The sequence below is a fragment of the Paenibacillus sp. 01T47 genome (assembly GCF_056398245.1).
In genome coordinates this window covers 95,068-116,143 of sequence record NZ_JBFTPA010000010.1, presented here as the reverse complement: position 1 = coordinate 116,143, position 21,076 = coordinate 95,068, and the positions used below count along the sequence as shown (strand labels likewise).

At 42.1% G+C, this 21,076-nt stretch carries 19 protein-coding genes; 17 read left to right on the top strand and 2 right to left on the bottom strand.

The window, feature by feature from the left end; all coding sequences use genetic code 11:
• The first annotated feature begins 55 nt into the window (after nt 1-55).
• The 15 genes from AC1DOV_RS20205 (at nt 56) to AC1DOV_RS20135 (ending at nt 16,485) form a co-directional block, all read left to right on the top strand.
• Nucleotides 56-1,834, top strand: a complete 1,779-nt coding sequence (locus AC1DOV_RS20205; protein WP_477550882.1) for a glycerophosphoryl diester phosphodiesterase membrane domain-containing protein — start codon at nt 56-58, stop codon at nt 1,832-1,834.
• A 33-nt stretch (nt 1,835-1,867) separates the two neighbouring features.
• A complete protein-coding gene (locus AC1DOV_RS20200) occupies nt 1,868-2,593 on the top strand; it encodes a uracil-DNA glycosylase family protein (RefSeq protein ID WP_477550881.1) in 726 nt (241 codons plus the stop codon).
• A 38-nt stretch (nt 2,594-2,631) separates the two neighbouring features.
• Complete coding sequence (locus tag AC1DOV_RS20195) at nt 2,632-3,420, top strand: SGNH/GDSL hydrolase family protein (protein ID WP_477550880.1); 789 nt, start codon at nt 2,632-2,634, stop codon at nt 3,418-3,420.
• Nucleotides 3,417-4,328 (top strand): ABC transporter ATP-binding protein, encoded by a 912-nt coding sequence (locus AC1DOV_RS20190; protein WP_477550879.1) that lies wholly within the window; start codon nt 3,417-3,419, stop codon nt 4,326-4,328. Before AC1DOV_RS20195 ends, AC1DOV_RS20190 begins: the two co-directional genes overlap by 4 nt.
• A complete protein-coding gene (locus tag AC1DOV_RS20185; protein WP_477550878.1) occupies nt 4,321-5,292 on the top strand; it encodes an ABC transporter permease in 972 nt (323 codons plus the stop codon). The genes AC1DOV_RS20190 and AC1DOV_RS20185 overlap by 8 nt, the downstream gene beginning before the upstream one ends.
• A gap of 72 nt (nt 5,293-5,364) precedes the next feature.
• On the top strand, nt 5,365-5,718 hold the full coding sequence (locus AC1DOV_RS20180; protein ID WP_477550933.1) for a hypothetical protein: 354 nt from the start codon (nt 5,365-5,367) through the stop codon (nt 5,716-5,718).
• A gap of 771 nt (nt 5,719-6,489) precedes the next feature.
• A complete protein-coding gene (locus tag AC1DOV_RS20175; RefSeq protein ID WP_477550877.1) occupies nt 6,490-8,979 on the top strand; it encodes an outer membrane protein assembly factor BamB family protein in 2,490 nt (829 codons plus the stop codon).
• Nucleotides 8,980-8,992: 13 nt separating this feature from the next.
• A complete protein-coding gene (locus AC1DOV_RS20170; RefSeq protein WP_477550876.1) occupies nt 8,993-9,643 on the top strand; it encodes an HAD family hydrolase in 651 nt (216 codons plus the stop codon).
• Between the two features lie 4 nt (nt 9,644-9,647).
• Nucleotides 9,648-10,265, top strand: a complete 618-nt coding sequence (locus AC1DOV_RS20165) for an NUDIX hydrolase (RefSeq protein ID WP_477550875.1) — start codon at nt 9,648-9,650, stop codon at nt 10,263-10,265.
• A 163-nt stretch (nt 10,266-10,428) separates the two neighbouring features.
• A complete protein-coding gene (sigK, locus tag AC1DOV_RS20160; protein WP_053374990.1) occupies nt 10,429-11,130 on the top strand; it encodes an RNA polymerase sporulation sigma factor SigK in 702 nt (233 codons plus the stop codon).
• A gap of 278 nt (nt 11,131-11,408) precedes the next feature.
• A complete protein-coding gene (locus AC1DOV_RS20155) occupies nt 11,409-12,575 on the top strand; it encodes a DUF4317 domain-containing protein (protein WP_477550874.1) in 1,167 nt (388 codons plus the stop codon).
• Between the two features lie 515 nt (nt 12,576-13,090).
• The gene (locus tag AC1DOV_RS20150; RefSeq protein WP_477550873.1) at nt 13,091-14,002 is read left to right on the top strand and encodes a sensor histidine kinase; all 912 of its coding nucleotides are present in this window, start codon (nt 13,091-13,093) and stop codon (nt 14,000-14,002) included.
• 1 nt (nt 14,003) lies between these two features.
• On the top strand, nt 14,004-14,699 hold the full coding sequence (locus tag AC1DOV_RS20145; protein ID WP_477550872.1) for a response regulator transcription factor: 696 nt from the start codon (nt 14,004-14,006) through the stop codon (nt 14,697-14,699).
• A 102-nt stretch (nt 14,700-14,801) separates the two neighbouring features.
• Entirely contained in the window at nt 14,802-15,728 is a 927-nt protein-coding gene (locus tag AC1DOV_RS20140; RefSeq protein WP_477550871.1) for an ABC transporter ATP-binding protein, read from the top strand.
• Between the two features lie 10 nt (nt 15,729-15,738).
• A complete protein-coding gene (locus tag AC1DOV_RS20135; RefSeq protein ID WP_477550932.1) occupies nt 15,739-16,485 on the top strand; it encodes an ABC transporter permease in 747 nt (248 codons plus the stop codon).
• A 228-nt stretch (nt 16,486-16,713) separates the two neighbouring features.
• On the opposite strand, the gene AC1DOV_RS20130 is transcribed toward AC1DOV_RS20135, so the two are convergent.
• Nucleotides 16,714-17,628, bottom strand: a complete 915-nt coding sequence (locus AC1DOV_RS20130; RefSeq protein WP_477550870.1) for a ketopantoate reductase family protein — start codon at nt 17,626-17,628, stop codon at nt 16,714-16,716.
• Nucleotides 17,629-17,777: 149 nt separating this feature from the next.
• Here AC1DOV_RS20130 and AC1DOV_RS20125 point away from each other — a divergent pair, with 149 nt between their 5' ends.
• Nucleotides 17,778-18,368 carry a TetR/AcrR family transcriptional regulator gene (locus AC1DOV_RS20125; protein WP_477509248.1) on the top strand — a complete coding sequence of 197 codons (591 nt, stop codon included), beginning with the start codon at nt 17,778-17,780 and terminating at the stop codon, nt 18,366-18,368.
• 284 nt (nt 18,369-18,652) lie between these two features.
• On the opposite strand, the gene AC1DOV_RS20120 is transcribed toward AC1DOV_RS20125, so the two are convergent.
• Complete coding sequence (locus tag AC1DOV_RS20120; RefSeq protein WP_477550869.1) at nt 18,653-19,504, bottom strand: AraC family transcriptional regulator; 852 nt, start codon at nt 19,502-19,504, stop codon at nt 18,653-18,655.
• 175 nt (nt 19,505-19,679) lie between these two features.
• Here AC1DOV_RS20120 and AC1DOV_RS20115 point away from each other — a divergent pair, with 175 nt between their 5' ends.
• On the top strand, nt 19,680-21,068 hold the full coding sequence (locus AC1DOV_RS20115) for a family 4 glycosyl hydrolase (RefSeq protein WP_477550868.1): 1,389 nt from the start codon (nt 19,680-19,682) through the stop codon (nt 21,066-21,068).
• Nucleotides 21,069-21,076: the final 8 nt, after the last annotated feature.

Sequence of the window (21,076 nt, the reverse complement as noted above, 5' to 3'; positions counted from 1 at the left end):
AGCAATTCCATTTCTTGCTTTATTGATTACCATACAATGAATAGGATGAATGTTCATGCTCAAGCGGCTTGGTAGAAGTATCCGTGACTTTCGTGAAACGTACAAGCAACATTTGTTGTTTGAATATTTATTTATGCTCCTAACGAGCTTTGTCATCATTCCGATTATTTCTTTTATTTTTAACCGTATGCTTCGTGTACTTGGATCGGGCTCTGTATTGAATGGCGATGTTTACAAAATTGGACTGAGCTACACGGGCGTTGCTGGATTAATCGCGATTTGTTTAGTAGCAGTACTTGTGCTTTTTATCGAGTTTGGCGTGGTCATTACGATTTCTCAGCAGCATTATTTTGGCAAACAGGTATTGATCTCAGATGCCGTGCTGACGACGCTGAGACAGACGCCTAAACTATTTGGATTCGGCTTGATTCAGCTGTTGTTTTTCCTATTGTTTCTCGTGCCGTTTATTGAATCACCGCTGTCAACTTCCCTTTTTGCACAATTTAACGTCCCGATATTTTTTAACAGCCGCGTCTTGAGCTCGTCTATGATGATGCTTTCTTTATACGGCTTGTTCCTTTTGGCGGGCGTGTACACCATCTTGAGATGGATTTTTGTTTTGCATTTCATTATGATCGAAGACAAGTCCATTCGAGTAGCAATCAGAAGCAGTCTCTTATTGACGAAGGGAAAGCGGTTATCGATCTTTGTTAATCTGTTTTTGCTAAATGTGTTCGTATTTGCGCTTGGTTTTGTCGTCATCTCGTCTGTTGCATATTTGCCAGCGTGGCTGGACATCAATGTGCTAAAAGCGGTGTCCAATCATTATTCATTAACGTTAACAACGGTGCTAACCTATATGTTCACTTTGCTGCTCGTGCCGATTAATATTATCTTTTTGACAAGGCTCTTCTATCACTTTAAACGTACACGAGGCGTAATGCCGCGAGATCAGCTCCGTTTATTCAAAAATGGCTGGGTAGGTCCGCTTGAGCAGCGTCTAATGACTTTTCTAAAAGGCAGAACGAGGAAACGAGTGCTCTACAGCTCTATATTGGCTGCTTATTTAGCGCTTGCGCTGTTTGTCAGCTATGCTGCAAATGATCAATTGGTTTATGTAAAATGGAGCGTGCTCTTGTCTGCTCATCGCGGCGATACGCTCGTTGCGCCGGAAAACTCACTGGAAGCGATTCGCAGCTCAGTGGCGCAAAGCATTGATGCCGTTGAAATTGATGTACAGATGACAAAGGATGGCGTAGTTGTACTGAACCATGACTATAATTTACAGCGTATGGCGGGTGTGCCGAAGCGGGTGAGCGAGCTGGATTATGAGGAAATTGCGAGGCTGAACATTGCCAAAGCTGGCGGTGAACCCGATGAGATTGTGCGAATCCCCATGTTATCCGAGGTGCTTGGAGAAGTGCTTGGGAAGTCGAAGCTGATCATTGATCTTAAGCCATACGGTTCAGGCGAACAATTGGCTGAGCATGTTGTTGCATTAATTGAACAATTCGATATGGTGCAGGACTGTTATATTCAATCATTCGATCGGTCTACGCTTCAGCATATTCGGTCGCTTAACCCCGATATTAAAATTGGGCAAATTTTATATTTTGCACTCGGTGATCTTTCGCTTCTTGATGTTGATTTCTATACCATTGAACAGATTATGCTGACAGAGCAGCTTGTGGAGCGTGCGCATAAAAAAGGCCGCGAGGTATGGGTGTGGACAGTTAACAGCGAGCGAAATTTAAAAGAGGTGCTTAAATTCGAAATCGACGGCATTATTACCGACTATCCTGCGCGCGCGCATAATATGGTTGAGTTGAAATAAGAACATACAGATTGAGCGGAGGGGCGGTTAACGGTGACACAAATTGAAAAATATAAACCTTTTATTGAGTCGCTCCCGCCCGGCAGCTTGTCCAAGGAGCAGCTGTTCGTGAAACAATTGCTTCTTCACGAAGAGCAGGACATGTCGATTTATTATGTGCCTTACGAATATGTGAATACTGCTGCTAAAGTGATGATTATCGGCATTACGCCAGGCTTTACCCAAATGGAGGTAGCCATACGCAGCGCGCGGGAGGATCTTGTAAACGGGGTGTCTTATGACCTCATTGATCAACGCGCGAAGAAGCTTGCCAGCTTTGCAGGCTCTATGAGGAAAAATTTGATCGACATGCTTGATCAAATTGGATTGCCAGCAGCGCTTGGCATAAAGAGCAGCGAGCTATTATTTTATGAGCTTAGAGATTTACTGCATACAACTTCAGCAATAAGGTATCCCGTGTTCATAAAGGGTAAAAATTACACTGGGCACAGCCCTGTTATTTTGAAATCAGAGACGCTTTATCACTATGCTGAGAGTATCTTTCTTCCAGAATTGCTGGCAGTAAAAGATGCGCTTGTCATCCCGCTTGGCAAGTCGGTATCCGATGTAGTCAAGCATTTTGCTGACAAGGGATGGATAGATAAAGAACGATGCTTGTTCGAAATGCCGCATCCCTCAGGAGCAAATGGTCACAGAAAAAGCCAGTTTGAGCAGAACAATGCACAGATGCAGCAGCAAGTGATTACATGGTTCAGCTAACTATATAACAGCTACAGAAATAGAAAGGCGTGACGGGGATGCATAGTAAAAAAGTTCGTATGATTACCTCTTTTGCGTTTCTAGCCAGTCTCTTATGGATATTTGCTTTAGGCTGGTCGATAAAGGATTATTTATTCGGAACAGCAAGCCAATCATCTGTATCGCAAGATACGGAACAACCAGCAGAATCATCAAGCGGATTAAAGATTATTGCATTAGGGGATTCGTTAACGAGAGGTACAGGCGACATTGAAGGAAAAGGGTATGTGGGTTATGTCAGCGATCAACTGAAGCAGTCCGGTACAGATGTTTCCTTAATTAACTTAGGCATTAAGGGGCTTACCTCTTCAGAGCTAGTGGAGCAGATGAAACAAAAGGAAATCGAGCGGCAAATTGGACAAGCAGACATTATTCTGATGACCATTGGCGGCAACGACTTATTTCTCGGTGGTCAATCGCTTACGGATCTGTCTGAGGCAAGCATTTCGGGTTTAGAAGAAGCGTACTTGAATCATCTAAAAACGATTTTGACGACCATTCGTGCCGTTAATACAGAAGCGACCGTTTATTTGCTTGGATTGTACAATCCGTTCAGCGAGTTCCAAAATGGTGAGTTAATGTCGACTGTGGTTAGGAACTGGAATAGTAAAACTGCTGAGACACTGGCGCAGCATTCGAAAGCCGTTCTGGTTCCAACCTATGATTTGTTTCAGCTGAATGCAGAGAAACTGTTATTTACGGATCATTTCCACCCGAATGAGATAGGGTATCGCTTAATGGCTGAGCGGGTAGCCTCGTTAATTGCTGATGCAGGAGGACAATCATGAGCGACATTACATTAGCGGTTCAGGGTTTACGGAAGGTGATAGGCAAGCGGACGATTATCAAGGATTTAAGCTTTGAGCTGAAGCGCGGCGAAGTATTTGGATTTCTAGGCCCTAACGGAGCAGGAAAAACGACGACGATTCGCATGCTGGTCGGCTTAATTAAGCCATCCTCCGGCACCATCCATATATGCGGCTTGGATATTGCGAAACATTTTACAAAAGCGATGCGGCACTTAGGATGTATCGTAGAAAACCCAGAGCTGTACCCGTTCCTCAGCGGAATGGACAATCTTCGCCACTTTGCCGTTATGATTAATGGAATTACGCAGGAACGGATCAATGAGGTTGTCGCGCTTGTTGGCATGCAGGATCGAGTGAATGATAAAGTAAGCACCTATTCACTTGGGATGAGGCAGCGGCTTGGGATCGCTCAGGCTCTGCTTGGCAAGCCAGATGTCCTCATATTGGATGAGCCAACGAATGGGCTTGATCCATCGGGCATTAGAGAAATGCGTGCTTTTATAAGGTTTCTAGCCGAGGAAGAAGGATTGACCGTGCTCGTATCGAGCCATTTGCTGCATGAAATTCAATTGATGTGTGACCGGGTTGCGATTATTTCCAAAGGCGAGATCATTCGAGTGGATTCGGTTAAGCAGCTGCTGTCCAGCGAAGAACGTCTAGTATGGCGGCTGCAGCCGCAAGAGCTAGGACGATCGATACTTGGCGATGTTACGGCTGTCCTTGGTGAGACAACGGATACGGTTACGACAGCTTACGTTGAACACGCAGTTGGAGAGTGGAATCGCAAGCTTGTGGAGGCTGGGGTAAGTGTGCTGGAGATGAATCGGAAGCTTCCCGCGCTTGAAGATCTATTTCTTGAGCTGACAGGAGGCGAGTCGATTGATTAATCTCGTTCAAAATGAAATGACGAAGCTGGTCGGCAAACGACGTTTTATCGTCATCTCGATCATTATTATCGTTCTTCTCTCGATGTTTACTTATGCGCAGGCGAAACAGGCAGAATCCATAAAGGAGCGGCTGGGTGACGTGGATTGGCGCACCGAATTGCAGCAGCAAATTGTGGATATGCAAAATCGGTTGAGCAGCGCAGGACAGTGGCGAGAGCAAATTCAAATTCAAATCAAACAATCCGAATATTATTTGAACAATAATGTGAATCCTTCTGAGCCGGGAGCGCCAACCTTCATTAGAGGTTTTGTTCAAAACTCGGCGGAGCTGTTTCTCCCGTTGCTCATCATGATTATTGCGGTAGATATCGTCTCCTCAGAACGGAGTATGGGAACGATTAAGCTGCTACTCACTCGCCCGGTGAGCAGGTTTAAAATATTGCTCAGCAAATATATCGCGCTGATTTTGTCCGTTTCCTTAGTTATTTTCATATTTGGTTTGTTGTCTTATCTCATCTCAGCCGTTATGTTCGGTAATCAAGGTTGGTCGGCTCCCGTATTAACCGGCTTCTCCACACAAGGAGGCGAGCTCGACATATCAGGCGTCCGCCTGGTGTCACAATGGCAGTTTATCATTCAGCAGTTTGGACTTGCATGGTTTATCTCGCTTGTAGTGGGAACGTTATCGTTCATGCTGTCTATTCTGATGAGAAGCAGCGCAGCCGGTATGGGAACGATGCTTGCTTGCTTAATTGCAGGCGCTATTCTTAGCAACATGGTATCCTCATGGGATTCGGCCAAATATTTGTTCATGGTCAATCTTGGTTTGATGGACTATGTCAGTGGATCTGCTCCTCCAATCGAAGGCATGACACTTGGCTTCTCGATTGCCGTGCTGGCCGCTTGGATGGCCGGTTCGCTGCTCGTTTCGTTTACGGTGTTTATGAGAAAAGACATTTATTGATCGTGCTGCAGGTTGTCTTACTCATCCTAAAATGCTTCTTCTATGCATAAGCATGTAATAGAGAGGAGCGTGATAAGGTTGGAAAAAACGGTACGCAGATATTACCAGCAAAAACAAAAGCAAAAAGAAATAGAGCAGGAGCTGACAGAACTCAGGCAGACCATTATGAGCTACTTGGCTGAGCAGGAAGCAAATGAGCTGGAGATTGGGAGCCATAAAGTAAAAGTGGTTGTACAGGAGCGTAAGGAATACGACGACAACAAGCTTTATGAGGCGCTGCCAGATCCGGAGCTATGGCGAATGTTATCGAAGCCGGATGGCTCAAAAATTGCAAGCTTGGTCAAGCTGAACGTCATTAATGAGGAAAAGCTGAAGGATACTTTTTCTACAAAGACGGTTAAGCTGCTTCAGGTGGATAAGAAGTAAATTTATGAAAGGACGATTCGGTCAAACGAATCGTTCTTTTTTTTGTGCGTGGCATTTGAAGCTCGCTGGGGGAAATAGTTTGTTAACATCCAATTAATCACGAAGCTCATCCCGCCTAAGCAGCTTTGCGGTGCAAGTTATACGGAAATTGATCTAGAAATTAGATCTATATTGCTCAATCCGACCAAAAACGCTCAAATAGAACTAAAACTAGACTTATTACTGCGCATCTTCAGCCGAATTTTCTCTGCAGCACGAAACTTACAGAAATAGATATAGAAATTAGCGCTATTTCGCACAAACTGAGCAAAACCAGATAAATAGAACTAAAGACTAGACTTATTACTGCGTGGATCCCGCCGAATTGCCTTTGAAGAGCAAAACTAAAAGAAATAGAACTAGAAATTAGCTCTATTTCGCTCAAACCGACCAAAAACGCTCAAATAGATCTAGAAACAAGTCTTATTACTACGCACATAAAGCAACTCAATAGCCATCCAGCTAAGTCAAAAAGGAGGTAATACAACAACAGGCTTCTAAAGTTCTTACTAATCGACGTTTCTCAGTGAATCAGAGAGCCGATACTTCAAATAGACTCTCAAAAAAGTCGTACCAATTCTTAAATGGTCTGAACTCTCTGAATCATCATATAGACAACATATAACTGTCATCCTAAACGCAACTTTTTCATCACTCTAGTCGTCATACTTACCAAATAAAGCCAAACTACGGGCGCATTAGATTTTAGTGTGCAATGGAGGCCTTGTATTTATGATTATCAAAAAATATCAAACGACAGCAATCGTTGTGCTGCTCGCCTTGCTTGTTGGATGTGAGGGCAATGCCATTAACGACATGCCATCAAATCAAGTATCCGCTAAGGAAACACCCGCGAATGCTGTGCAGCTCGTCCAAAAAGAAGAAGTCGCAACTCCTCTACCGATTACGATCGATACGATTAAAAGTGAAATAAAAGATGATTTGACCCAAGATCAGGTTCATACGCTTTTTGGAATACCAGCATCATCTGGAGAGAATTACATCATGATGAACGGTAAGATGAGTGTCATTGATCAATACATATATGAAGAGGGCCAATCAAAACTCGTCATTCAATGGTCCAAGGAAGGGCAGCTGCTATACGCTGTGTTCTACGATACGGATGCTTCAGGGAAACGCAGGAGCTTCCTGCCTGCTATTAAGGGGCTGTCGTCATCCTCATCAGAAAATAATCTTGTAGCTAGAGAGCATGCGATAGAGCTGGATAAGCCAGTTACATTATATATGAACACGAATGCCTATGAGTGGTGGGGAGGAACACGAGCTGTTAAGTTCATCTCTGTAGATGCACGGGCAAAATATAAAGTCGTTACATTGTCGGATGATTTTGCCGAAATTCAGGACGAATCGGGATACGGTGGGTTTGTACCCGTGTGGTATTTAACAAAAGAAGCCGCTCAAGTGAAAGATATAGCACCTCTATCGTTAAAAGCAAAAGAAAATGCTAAAGCGAAGTGGTATCCGAATTCACAAGGTGATGCCACAACTATGAAAGAGGGAGATACCCTCTATGCTTACAAGCAATATGGGGATTGGTATGGAGCTGCCGTACCGGATAGTGACGAAGGTGATAAATCCTATGGCCTTCTATGGATTCGTAAGGATCAAGTAACGTCAGCTGGTGCTGCTGCGCCTTTGTTTGAGATTGAAAATAGCAAACAAGCGGTAGCTGCTGCTGTGCGGAGTGTACTTGTGCCTGGTCTTGAGAAAGCTCGCGTGAAGGCGATCTTTGGTGAACCTTCGTTCGAAGAGTCTTCCGAAAATGTAGCATCAATAGAAGAAAAAGCTCGGACCCTTCCATTATGGCGTTATGAGGGTGAGCAAAATGAGCTTATCGTTGCTTGGTCAGAAGCGGGGACACTTCGGTATTCGATGTACCGAGACTCCTCCGAATTAGTTGCACCACAATTTGGTGTTAGTGCTCAGGGGCCTCTTGTACCTTCGCTGCATATGCAGTGGAATTGGCGCTTCAAGTCCGATCTCGGATTCAATTTTCTACTTGAGAAGGTTGGTAATGTTCTTCTCATCGCAGGCGAGGATGGCGGTTTCAGCGGTATGCACAATAATTCGAATATATATGCGCTTGACTCAGTTACGGGTCGCAAGAAATGGCAGTTTGATTTTGGCTTTGGAAGACATGATTACGGTTTATCGCAGGATAAAGAACGAATAGCGTTTCTTAAAAGCTCCATGCAAGATGACCGTCCAGTTCATACGCTTCAGGCATTAAAGACTGCTACCGGACAAAAAATGTGGCAAAAGAAGCTGGACAATGGTAAGGATGTAACCTCATTTGCTGTATCCAAAAACGTGATCTCAGCCGTACAATCAAAGCGAATCAGCACCACTGAAGAAAAGTTTACTTATGATCTCATCGGGTGGAGCATGGGAACAGGCAAGCAACTTTGGAATATTGAGCTAGCACAAGCTTCAGAATTGGTTCGTGATGTCGGCAATCAAGACGTACTGCTTGTACAGGCTGGTGAGGACATGAGCCCTGTCATTTTGAACGAGCTGCAAGCATACGATCCGTTGACTGGAAAGGTGCTCTGGAAGAAGCCGGAGCGTAAAGCGGCCTTAGATCAAGAAGTGACGGATAGTGTTCGTAATGCGGAGCGTTCGGAAGCTTTTTGGACGAGGACGGTGGATGAATTAGTGCTAGTAGATGCCAAGACAGGTAAGGATGGGCTTCGCCTGCCTCTTGCCGGTTATAGCCGTTACGACATTATTGATGAAAATTATGTGTTTCTACAGCAGTCATCTGATAATAACTTGTATAGTGAAAACGTGAAAAGCTCCTTAATCGAAGTTAAGTCAGGCAGGCCGTTATTTACACTAGAAGGAAGAGCTGAATTCGGGAAAATAGAAGGAAGCTTGTTATATTATCGCCTGAATGGTAAAGCGATGTCTTTTGATTTGAAAAAGGAAGAGCAGCGCTGGACATCTTCGAGTGTTCCTGGCAAGCAAACGGATGGCGCTTCAATTGTACAGTATGGCGGCAAGCTGATCGCCGTCTTTCCAGGTCTCGGTAATATGTATGTGTTAGACGAATCGACTGGAGAAGCTGTGAATAGACTCTCAGACGTTCGAGTTGGGTATTACGATTTTACGCCAAATCAACTGCTGAGTGGTTATTTATCGGTCATTGATGGGCAGCTTTATGTAGGCTCCTCGAATGGGTATTTTAGTAAGATAAAATAGAAGGAAGTGTGTTATGCCAATTGATGCCGTATTATTTGATTTTGATGGGACTTTAGCAGATACTTTGCCATTATCATTTAAAGCTTTTAACACCGTGTTCAAAACATACGACAATCGAGATGTTACGAATGAAGAGCTCATAGCGATGTTTGGTCCAACAGAAGAGGAGATCATTGCAAATAATTTCAGAAATGAAGAATTTATTTTACAAGCGATTATGGACTATTATGCGATTTACAAGCAGGGGCATTTTGATACCATCGAAAAGGATCAGGCTATTATTGATTTGCTAGAACATTTGAAGGGAAAGGGGATCAAAATCGGAGTCATCACAGGAAAAAGTAGGCGAGCGTTCCAGATTTCATCTGAAGCGCTGAATTTAATAAGTTACTTTGATGTGGTGATTACTGGTGATGATGTCGTGAAGCCCAAACCTGATCCCGAAGGTATATATAAAGCGTTAGAAATCCTTGGCGTTAATAAATCCAAAACCGTATTTATTGGCGACAGTAATGCAGATATTGTGGCAGGTAAATCTGCTGGCTTACGGACCTATGGCGTGCAATGGCTGTCAACGTTCCAAAGCAGCGTGTTTGATATACCGCCTGATGCTATTTTCAGAAGCGTATCTGAATTTCTTGACATCATGAAGGAAGAGGGATAAATCGATGGAATTGAAGTGGTTGGAGTGGGCGAAACAGATGCAGGCGATTGCTCAAACGGGACTTACGTACACGAAGGATGTTTATGACATAGAACGTTATGAACAGCTGCGGCAGATGAGTATAGAAATTATGATGAACTATACTTTGGTTAGTCAGGAGAAAATTGCTCTAACTTTCGCAAGTGATTCTGGTTATGCGACGCCAAAGGTCGATATTCGTGGTGTGATTTTTAAGGAGAATAAAATACTGCTTGTTCGCGAGAAGCTGGATGGCGCATGGGCATTGCCGGGAGGGTGGGCGGATATCGGTTATTCGCCTTCGGAGATTGCAGTGAAAGAGGTCAAAGAAGAATCAGGGTTTGATGTTGCGCCCGTTCGTTTGCTCGCTGTATTGGATAAAAAATTTCATGATCATCCTCCTGAGCCTTACCATGTATATAAGTTTTTTATACTTTGTAAAATTGTTGGTGGAGAGGCCGCTGTCGGAGTAGAAACAAGTGCGGTTGATTTTTTTGAGATGGATCAATTGCCAGAGCTGTCTGCGGAGAGAAACACAAAAAAACAGATTCAAACGTTGTTTGAGTTTCTGGAAAATCCAAATAAAGAGATTATTCTTGATTGACCTGTTGCAATAATCGGGATCGTAATATTTTATATACCTTGAGATGAAGCGGGTTTATTTTCAATTGTCGAAACACCGTACATGCACTTCTAGGCGGCTACCCACATATAATGGAGAACAGACTTCAGTGTTCATCTGTAATACATCGTGGGGGTGACTGAGCATGCCAGGATTGTTTTCGGCAATAGCACTATTTATTAAACAGCTTTCGCTACTTGTCTCTTATGTCAAAAATAATGCTTTTCCCCAGCCTCTTCAAGAGGAGGAGGAAACTAAACATCTGCAACTGATGGCGGAAGGTAATCAACGTTCACGGAATCTTTTGATCGAACATAACCTTCGACTTGTCGCTCACATAGTGAAAAAATTCGACAATACTGGGGAGGATCTCGAGGATTTGATCTCGATCGGGACGATCGGTTTGATTAAAGCGATCGAGAGCTTCCAAACCGGGAAAGGGACGAAGCTCGCTACATTTGCTGCTCGTTGTATCGAGAATGAAATACTTATGCACCTTCGGTCTTTGAAGAAGACTAGGAAAGACGTATCACTTCATGATCCAATTGGAACGGATAAGGAAGGCAATGAAATTACGCTGATCGATATCCTCGGTACAGAGGCTGATGATATCGTGGATAAGGTGCAGCTGAAGATTGAAAAATCGAAGATCTATAAGAATCTAGATATACTCGATGACCGGGAGAAGGAAGTTGTTATTGGTAGGTTTGGTTTGGAGCATGGCGGGGATGAGCGGACGCAGCGGGAGATTGCGAAGGAGCTGGGGATATCGCGGAGCTATGTTTCACGGATTGAGAAGAGGGCGCTTATGAAGCTTTATCATGAGTTTTATAAGGCGAAGCGGTAAGAATGATCTGAGTTCTTATATTACATCTGAACTTATCGTATGTAGCGATAAAGTTAGGGCTTGATTACATGAAGTTATATCAATAAATGAAACCAAATGGCTGAGATGCTGTTTGGTTTTTTCTTATGTATACGCACTCCACACATGTGGAGTGCGTGGCTGTGTTGGTTTGGAACGGAACTGAAGAGAAGTAACATTAACAGCCCTTCTAGCGAAGGGCTGTTATATCGTTTATACTGATAAAACCAATTTACTTCTTAGGAGTTGTCTAACGAACCATGATAAAGAAAGAAGTCGCGCATATACGCAAGCAATTTAAGCTGGATCACGATATGATGAATATTAACGACATTCTCAACGTGTATATTATGAAGGATAGCAACGAGGTCTATCATTGGGAGAGCCAGGCGTTTGCTCTGGTGGATAGAGAGAAGCAGGAGTTGTATATGGGGAATTTCAAAAAACTGCTGACCGGAGAATTGGATCAGAAGTTGTTCGAGTTGAAGTTTCAGGAGGAAGTAGAGGATCCAACGCGAGTGATACTTCACCAAGGTTTGTCGACAGGCAATCCTGAAGAATGGAAGGACCTGATGCTGCTGTTGGTGGATAAAATGTTGGTGGATGCCAAGTATGAACAGGATACAGTAGTCACGTTCGTTCGTGGACAGTATTTCCGGCCGACCAAGGGCAGAAATGAAGAAGCCGAAGAGAGCGGGAAGGACGAACTGTTCGCGCATCCGTTCATTCTATGCAGCGTGAATTCCACGGAGAAGCAAAAGAAGACTCTCTTGTTCGATTATGTGGAGAGGGAATTTAAGTACAATGTCATTGTAGATCCGATTATCAAGTTAAGTTCGCCGGAGCACGGGTTCTTTTACCCTAGCGTGACGGATAACTATTCCGATGTGAACCGCATTCTGTATTGTACGGCAAAATCGAATTATCCAGATCCGCACTTCATCGGACAGGTCTTAAATGCCGAAAGATCCATGACGGCAATGGAAGAGAGGGCTATTTTCGAAGACATCGTGAAGGAAGTGGTGGGCGAACAACTCGACGTAGCCACTCTCGCACAGGTGTACGAGGAGATCCACCAGGTAATCGAAACCAACGAAGATAAGGAAGAACCCCCGAAGTTGGATTATAAAGATGTGGAACGTGTGCTGACAGTAAGTGGCATAGAGAACGTGACGACGGATAAAGTGGAACGCGCGTTTCAAACGATCGTCGACGATAGGAACTATGAAATGAAGGCAAGCAGCGTTATGCCGAAATTCACTTCAAAATCGATTAAGATCGATACAAAGGTAGCCTCGATTTCGGTCAGCCCGCAGGATTTAAAGTATGTGAGACAGGTGAATTATCAAGGGAAACGATGCATCCTGATTGAGATCGACGAAGATGCCGTAATCGAAGGATTTACGCTCAGTACAGAGACGTTATAGACTCAGTTGACAGCGTTGGTTGATGCGGTTGCAGCATTTGAATAGGTCGGCGCATAATGTGTTCTTGAGGGAAAGAAAATATTAAAATAAGACAACAGCGAGCAGAGGAGATCGTCTTGCTGGAGGATAAGTCACCGGGATGGTGCTCATCGTATAAAGTTTGTTCACACTGTCTACTCGACACATGTGGGGTGCTGTGTGTTGTTGGTAAGAATTTAGCAGCTAAGAGCCACATTTTCCTGCAAGTTGAAGCCCGGCAGTATACTGTCTGGGCTTTGTTTGTATCTATGGATATACATGTACTGTATAAACCATTATTATGTGATTTATTGCTTTAATGGTACCTTCTTGAGACAATAACTAGTGTATAAATTTGAATGTTGTCGAAATATACCATTATTGAAGGATATAATTATAAATTATTGAATATAGTCTTCAAGTACAAATTCCCAAGAGTTAGAGAGTTGAAATACAGGAGAACGAGATGGTTCAAGTGTCAGAAAGGAAGTGATTCTATGTTTTATATTATTTTAATCGTCATACTGGCTGCTTTAATCATTCAATCCGTTTACCTTGTGTATTACAAAAACCAAATTAAGGATATCGGCAACCAATTATCTTTTATATCAGACCATCATTCATTCAAAATGATACAAACACAAATTAAGCCAAAAGAAATTCATCGGTTAATCGATTTATGTAATGCAATGCTTCGTGATCAACGAAAGTTGAAGCAAGATTTTATCGAACAAAAGGAAGAAATCCACGCGACCATTATGAGCTTGTCCCACGATATACGAACCCCGCTGACTTCACTTGACGGCTATCTGCAATTGGCGGAACGATCCGAGTATCTTAAAGAAAAAACAGAGTATGTTAGTCTGGCACAGACTAGAATGAAACAGATTATTACACTTGTTGACGAGCTGTTCCTATATACGAAACTGAAAAACCCAGATTACATCTTGGAGCTTGATCCAGTTGATGTGATAAAAGTGTTAAATAAACGTCTGTTTACCTTTATCGACGATTTTTTGCGAAGTGGCTATGAACCAAACATCTGCATGGTGGAAGCACCTCTATTTATAGTGGGAAATGAAAGTGCGTTGGAAAGAGTATTTGAGAATGTGATCAAAAATTACTTTATGCACAGTGAAGGTGCTCTAAGCATTCGTTATGAGGAGAAGCAGGACGAGGTTTTGTTTCATTTTTCCAATGTACTGAAGCGAAATCATCTGCTGAGCCTTGACAACATATTTACTCGCTTTTACAAAGCAGATCCGTCGCGTACGAACCAATCTTCAGGACTGGGACTTTTTATCGTGAAATCACTGATGGAGAAAATGAATGGTTATGTGCAAGCTGACCTGAACGATGACCAGTTTTGCATCAGCTTAGCTTTTAAGAAAATAGTAAAGGAGAGTTGACGTGTACAATGACACGAACCACCCCAAAATTCTAATTGTCGAGGACGACGTGCATATCAACAATATTATTTATGATGTGCTTCGAAAAGAGAAGTTTCAATGCACGCAAGCGTATTCTGGCAGTGAGGGAATCATGAACGTCACTCATCACGAGTATCATCTTATTATTTTGGACCTCATGCTTCCTGGCTTCTCGGGGGAAGATTTTATGCATCGGCTAAGAATAGAATTAAGCTCTGACACACCAGTTATAGTTCTATCGGCCAAGGACAAATTAGATAATAAATTAAATCTGTTTAAGTTGGGAGCCGCTGATTATGTCACGAAACCGTTTGAGGTGGAGGAATTGCTTGCCCGAGTTAATGTACATGTCAAACGAATCTCCCGAACTGATTCTGCAACTCGCTATCGTCATAAAAATCTACTTTTAGATAGCGGAACGATGAACGCTAGCGTCAATCAAGCAGATTTGAAACTTACAAGACAGGAATACAAGATCCTTGAGCTGCTGCTTAAGAATCCTACCCGAGTGTTTACAAAGCAGGATCTGTATGAGCTTGCATGGGAAGATATATACATAGGTGAGGACAAAACCATTACCGTTCACATTAGCAATATTCGCAATAAAATCAAAAGGGTTGACGAGGAGGCTTATATTGACACCATTTGGGGCATTGGTTTCAGGCTGGCACCATAGGGAGTGCCTTAAACCGGCCCTAATCTTCTTTGAACTTTCTTAATCTTTTATTGACGATATGTTAGCTTCTTTTTGTTATTTTATTGACAAGGAGGTGCGAATATGGCTGAAGCAATTATTGAAGTAAGTCAATTAACCAAACAATTTAAAGGGAAAACAGCAGTGCGTAAGGTAGAGTTTAAAATAGGTAAAGGTGAAATCTTCGGTTTGATAGGCCAAAATGGAGCGGGAAAATCCACCTTGCTAAAGATGATTGCTGGATTGATATCCCCGACTTCAGGAGAAATTAAATTATTTGATCGTCCAGTGAAGGATAATCACCCTTATTTTGAACGAATAGGCGTACTCATTGAAAATCCAGGGTTATATCCCCATCATACTGCCTATGAAAATTTGGAATTAATCGCAATCTCTTATGGATTGACTAATCGGAAAGAGCATATTAACAAGCTGCTGAAGCTTGTCGGATTGGAAGGTTCGAACAAGACCAAGGTGAAAAATTATTCAATGGGCATGAAGCAAAGGCTTGGAATTGCAGCTGCATTAATTGGAAGCCCAGATGTCTTGATTTTGGATGAACCGATCAACGGTTTGGACCCGCAAGGAATTTCTGAGATTAGAAATATGATTTTGGAATTGAATAAAACGGGAATGACCATCATTATTTCAAGTCATATTTTGGAAGAGTTATCGAAAGTAGCGACGCAATATGCAATCGTACATCAAGGAGAAATCATCGAACACCATTCAAGGGAGCAACTGCTGCTTCAATGCGAAGATCGTATTGAAATAGAAGTGGATAAAGCAAGCTCGGCTGTTCCCATCTTAGAACAAAAATTGCATATTAATCATTACAAAGTCATAAATGAGCGTATGGTGTATGTATATGATGCTCATCTTGAGAACCAACATATCATCAAGACTTTAGTTGAAAGCGGTATAACTGTTCATTCGATTATCAAGCATAAACAAAGCCTAGAACAATATTTTTTGGCACGGATAGAAAGTGAGGGTGAGAGCCGTGATTAATATTCTCAAAATGGACTTTCACCGTTTTAAATCAAATAAAATGATTTATATATTACTGTTAATTTTTTTTGCTTTTCAAATATTCGGTATATTTATGTTGGGAAAATACGAGCAGCCCGGAGAAAGTGGGGGTATGCTGATTAGCTCGATGAACGAAAGTCAGTTCATCCAAGTCATGATGTCTCAAATCCCATTGTGGCCGCTGATTTATATTGCTGTATTTGTTGTTTACTTCTATATGAGTGAACATAACTCTGGGTTTTATAAAAATTACATTTCCATGAAGCGTGCGCGGATGTACACTGTTATTTCAAAAATATTAATTGCAGGCCTATTCACTTTGCTTACATTTATTGTCATGATCGTTGCGGATATGATCGGAAGATCAATTTTCTTTAACCATGCAATTATTGGAGATGGGGGTTATTTTGCGAAATTGTTGATCGGCCAATTTTTACTTCATTGGGCATTTTCAATTGTAATCTTATGCATCTCCATCATTAGCAAAAGCTTGATTATTAGTATTGTAGTTGGATTTGTTCTATCGTTGAATGTTTTTGGAATGATTGTAACTGTCTTGGAATCCATCATTGATGGCGTTCATTTGTCCTCTTTCTTAATAGTTAATACGATCTTAAGCGCAAGAGATTTTGATAATATAAATGATCTTGTTCATGTAGCTAGCGTGTCGATTGTTTTCATAGTTATATTTTCATTTATAGCCATCAGATATAAGATCAAAGAGGATCTGAAATAGTATTTAGGGCTGTGCAATTAACAATGATGGGAGGACGAACTGGTTGGTTACACTCCCCAACAAAAAAGTGAATACTTGAAGTTAGGTGTGCTGTTGGTCAGGGAGTAGTGTTTTGGAGCCATGTTTACCTGCTTTAATAAATAGATACTTTGCCCGAAGCTTCTAAAGTTCGGGCTATATTTGTTATACCCAAAGCTTTTATGATATGGAATTTTCAATAGCTTTGTGTTATTCATTGTTTTCAAATGCCACAGTAAGACGTGGTAAAGGTATACCTAACTTTTTTGCTTCTCTCACAACTTCAACTACCGCAAAGCCTGCTTTACTATTGTTGTATTCGATGAAAAGTCGTGGTAAGCTGCCCTTCGCAAAAATAATCTTGTTAAAAAGCGTACCGAGAAGTGCTGGTGGAATCTTCGTTAACAGTAAAGAAATCTTATCAATCTTTGCACCTCTTGCTTTAAGCACAGGGCTAATTTCCCTCATATTCTTACCAACATTTGCGAATGAGTCACTATGATTCATGAGTGCTGGAAAACTTCCCAGTTTTAACACCTCGGTCTCTATAGCCGCATTCATGGCAAAGTGATTCCATAGCCAGTTTTGCATATCCTTTATCCAAGTAATTTTAAAATGGGCACTTTCAAATAGTTCTTTGACCTTATTGTTAATATTTTCAGTGCCTATCCGTGGTTTTTCCAGAAATAGCATTTTCAAAAAGCCACCCCTAAGCCTATTGTCCGCGATGCCGCCGCCGCCTCCTGGGAAGCCAAAGACAACATTGTTCATAGACAATGGTGAGATCGATGATTTCAAATCTTGCCACACGTTATTAAATATTAGGACAGGGGTGTTTCCAGCAGCTGTCGATAGTAATTGTGCTGCTTTTGGAAGTTGTTCCGTGTTGACACTCACAATAATGAGATCATAATTTGGGCTCATCTCCTCATGCAGCTTGACGTTCCAGCTTTCTTTTATTAGCTGTTTCCCTCTTCGTGCGTCCCACATTTCAAGCTCTATGTTGCTTCCGAAGGTTTCTTTTCTCCCTTTTCTAACGTAAAACTCAACTGTATGCCCTGCCTTTTCAAAAGCCCAGGCATATTGGGTCGATATTACACCTCTACCGAAGAATAAAATTCTCATATTGCCTCCTAAAAATATATATTAATCCTTGTTATTGATCAAACAACGTGTTGTATAATGTTATTGTATAGACTCACTATACGCTCATCAACCATCAGATTTTTAATATTTGTCGTATAATCGATTGAACAGACAAATGGAGGAAAATAATGAAAAAGCAACCTGAAATTACGGACAAAACAAGGCAAACATTTATAAATGTATTCTGTGATTTATATAGCAAAAAACCAATTGAAAAAATATCCATTCAAGAGATTGCTAACCAATCAGGATATAATCGCAGTACATTTTATCAATACTTTACGGATATCTATGAGTTGTTGGACTGCGTTGAAGAGCGTGTCTTGAAATCCATTAACGAGGAAATGGCAGGCAGAGAGTTTTCTACACATACTTTCCAAGATGCACTTCAATGCTTGGAAAATGCAGAGGAAATTTCAGTTCTTAAAGCCCTCTTGGGAGACTATGGTTCTGTTCATTTTATTGAACGCCTGAAAAGAGAAATTCCCTTTGAGAGATTGATTGTGGACTTTCCAACAAATGATGTCTTAGCACCATACATAATTGAGTTTTACATATCAACATTAATATCTACGTTTCGCCTTTGGATACGCAACGGCAAAGATCTATCGTCGGAAGAATTGGTCAAGTTGGTAGATAGCCTATTTGCAAATGGGATAACACCGTATCATATCTTTGGCACGGTCAATCCGCGGCGCCTTGATTCGAATAAAAAGTAAGGGGACGAGGAGAAAGAGAATGAGGGACTTTAATACCGGCTCATCTTGCCATTTGGCGGGTACCATTGGCGCATTCTTGATATACAGTTTTATGATCTATAGTGGTTTTTTCAGGGTTAGATGCTGATAAAGGATCCCCATCTTATCAATTTATTGATGATATTCATATAAATTACGCTTGAACCTCAGCGATCGCTATCGGGCCAATGAGAAACAAGTTATTTTCGTGCCTGAGCTGAAACGGGAGACGAAAAGCTGTTAGGGGCATGTCCTCTGACAGCTTTTTACTCGAACTTTGACGGTGCAACGTTATAGTATTTTTTAAAAGATTTCGAAAACGTAAAAGGATCAGGATAACCCAGAAGGTTAGCAATTTGTTGAATCGTATATTTCTTTTCGTTCAGATATTCCCTCGCCCTGTTCATTTTAATCTGGTAAATATATTGTCCCGGAGTAATGCCCAAGGCTTTCTTGAAATAAGTAATAAAATATTTTTCTGATATGCCTACAAACGCTGCAAGCTCATTTATTTTAATAGATTTGTGCAGATTGTTATTAACGTATTTGAACACTGGCTGCAACACGTCCAAATTGCTCTGTACTTTTCTTGACGTTCTCCCATTCAGAAATGTGCCGGTATATTGGCCAAGTCCGTGGAGTTCAATAATTTTGGCAATAACGGCCGTCAGACAAGCCTTTAAATATAAACGGTTCCCAGGTATGCTTCGTAATAGATTCGATTGCGTAAAGGCTTTGCCGAACAAAATGGCTTCTTCCCGGATCAGCTCTTGCGGTATGACCCCCGAGAGCTGAAAATCGTTTAGAATTCGTTGCTGTTTGCCGATTTCAAAATCGAAATGAATGTAAATAAACCGGCACCCCTTATCACTAGCTGCTGCCCTATAGGGAACCCCTGGGTAAAAAAAGACCACATCTCCCGGGTTTGCTGTATGTTCAAAACCATCGATAGTAATGGTAACGATTCCGGATTGAACGAACCAAAGATCATAGTCGGTGTGTGCCTTGTGTTCAATCCATTTCGTGTCGTGGGTAAGCTCAAAGAAGGATTTCATTCGAAGCGAGATCAATTCCGACAATTCATTGAGAATCCCCATATCCGTCATATTCTTATCCATTGGCATCCCTCTACATTCCTCAACCAGAAGACATTGCTCATATTATTTTAGTATATCACTGGATTTATTAATCACAAATATTCGTACTATTTGACATGAAGGTGAAACTATCTCATATTCTACTTTTAAACCATTCTCCTATAATTAGGTTATAACCAGTTAGGAGGACTTGATCATGATGGATTCGAATGTTTCACAACCGAAGGTAGTTATCATTGGGGCTGGGAGTCTTTTCTTTGGGCGGCAGTCAATCTGGCAAATGGTTCACTCTAAATATTTGAATAACGGAACACTTTCTTTAGTAGATACTGATGAAGAAAAACTATCCAAGATGGTAAGGCTCGCTGAAATGGTTGCAAAGGAAAACAATGTATCTCTTAAAGTGGAAGGTTCGACGAATAGGAGACAGGTATTGAAGGGAGCGGATTTCGTCGTTCTCAGCTTTGCTGAGGATACCGTCAAATACCGTGGCATCGATTGCCAGGTTTCTTTGAAATATGGAATTCGGATGTGCTCTGGGGATACCATCGGTCCAGGCGGAATCTTCAGGGCAATGAGAGAGCTGCCAGTCATTATGGAATGCGCTAAAGACATTGAGGAACTTTGTCCCGATGCGTGGGTAATCAATTACATCAATCCATCTACCGTCCATGGGATCGCCTTAAGCCGATATGCGCCGAAACTTAAATCCTTTGCGCTTTGCGACTCCCATCACATGCCGAACAAGAAAGCTTACTACGCGATTCGAGCGGGTATCATTCAGGATCAAAGCGAATTCAATGATGAGATCGACCGGAGATTTGATTTCCGCGTTGCCGGTGTCAATCATTTCACCTGGCTGCTTAAGGCGGAGTATGACGGAAAGAATGTTATGGCTCCGATTGCCGAGGCATTAAGGAGATCGGCAGGAACGGAAAATAACGGTGGGGATAGAGGAGCAAAGGCGCTTTATAACGATGCAATCACTTATGAACTTTATAACGTATTCGGGTATATTCCAACATGTACGGCCCATACCAAAGAATACGTCCGGTATTGGCAGGGGCTTGGCAAGATGGAAGGCGTCATCCCGCCTTTATCGATTTGGGAAACGGAAGACCGGTATAAACGGCATGAGGAAATGTGGCGGCAAGTAGATGACTTCATCTCAGGGGAAAATCCTATCGCCGATTATATGAAATCTTTCGGACCCGATCACGCTACGGATATTATCGAAAACATGGTGGGGAATTTGAACAAGCGGTTCTTTATTAATACGCTCAATAACGGTGCTGTGACCAACATGAATAACGACTCGTTCCTTGAGTTGTTAAGCGAAGTAAGCATGGATGGAATCAAACCGCTTCATATGGGTGAAATGCCGAGGGGAATCCGGGGCATGCAGGAGCTGGTGCTGGATACGCACGAACTGACTGCGGAGGCTGTTGTTGAACGGAGCTACTCGAAATTGAGAAGAGCAATGATGACCGATCCGCTTGTGAATTCCATACATGATGCGGATTTAATTATTAAAGAGTTGTTGGAAAAGGAAAGGGAGATCATCCCCGAATATTGGTACGAGTAAACAAGTAC

What these genes read in the sequence shown, in the direction of transcription:
- AC1DOV_RS20205 (WP_477550882.1), top strand. Translation starts at nt 56, where the DNA reads ATGCTCAAGCGGCTTGGTAGAAGTATCCGTGACTTTCGTGAAACGTAC.
- AC1DOV_RS20195 (WP_477550880.1), top strand. Translation starts at nt 2,632, where the DNA reads ATGCATAGTAAAAAAGTTCGTATGATTACCTCTTTTGCGTTTCTAGCC.
- AC1DOV_RS20190 (WP_477550879.1), top strand. Translation starts at nt 3,417, where the DNA reads ATGAGCGACATTACATTAGCGGTTCAGGGTTTACGGAAGGTGATAGGC.
- AC1DOV_RS20175 (WP_477550877.1), top strand. Translation starts at nt 6,490, where the DNA reads ATGATTATCAAAAAATATCAAACGACAGCAATCGTTGTGCTGCTCGCC.
- AC1DOV_RS20170 (WP_477550876.1), top strand. Translation starts at nt 8,993, where the DNA reads ATGCCAATTGATGCCGTATTATTTGATTTTGATGGGACTTTAGCAGAT.
- AC1DOV_RS20165 (WP_477550875.1), top strand. Translation starts at nt 9,648, where the DNA reads ATGGAATTGAAGTGGTTGGAGTGGGCGAAACAGATGCAGGCGATTGCT.
- sigK (WP_053374990.1), top strand. Translation starts at nt 10,429, where the DNA reads ATGCCAGGATTGTTTTCGGCAATAGCACTATTTATTAAACAGCTTTCG.
- AC1DOV_RS20155 (WP_477550874.1), top strand. Translation starts at nt 11,409, where the DNA reads ATGATAAAGAAAGAAGTCGCGCATATACGCAAGCAATTTAAGCTGGAT.
- AC1DOV_RS20150 (WP_477550873.1), top strand. Translation starts at nt 13,091, where the DNA reads ATGTTTTATATTATTTTAATCGTCATACTGGCTGCTTTAATCATTCAA.
- AC1DOV_RS20140 (WP_477550871.1), top strand. Translation starts at nt 14,802, where the DNA reads ATGGCTGAAGCAATTATTGAAGTAAGTCAATTAACCAAACAATTTAAA.
- AC1DOV_RS20135 (WP_477550932.1), top strand. Translation starts at nt 15,739, where the DNA reads ATGGACTTTCACCGTTTTAAATCAAATAAAATGATTTATATATTACTG.
- AC1DOV_RS20130 (WP_477550870.1), bottom strand. Translation starts at nt 17,628, where the DNA reads ATGAGAATTTTATTCTTCGGTAGAGGTGTAATATCGACCCAATATGCC.
- AC1DOV_RS20125 (WP_477509248.1), top strand. Translation starts at nt 17,778, where the DNA reads ATGAAAAAGCAACCTGAAATTACGGACAAAACAAGGCAAACATTTATA.
- AC1DOV_RS20120 (WP_477550869.1), bottom strand. Translation starts at nt 19,504, where the DNA reads ATGGATAAGAATATGACGGATATGGGGATTCTCAATGAATTGTCGGAA.
- AC1DOV_RS20115 (WP_477550868.1), top strand. Translation starts at nt 19,680, where the DNA reads ATGATGGATTCGAATGTTTCACAACCGAAGGTAGTTATCATTGGGGCT.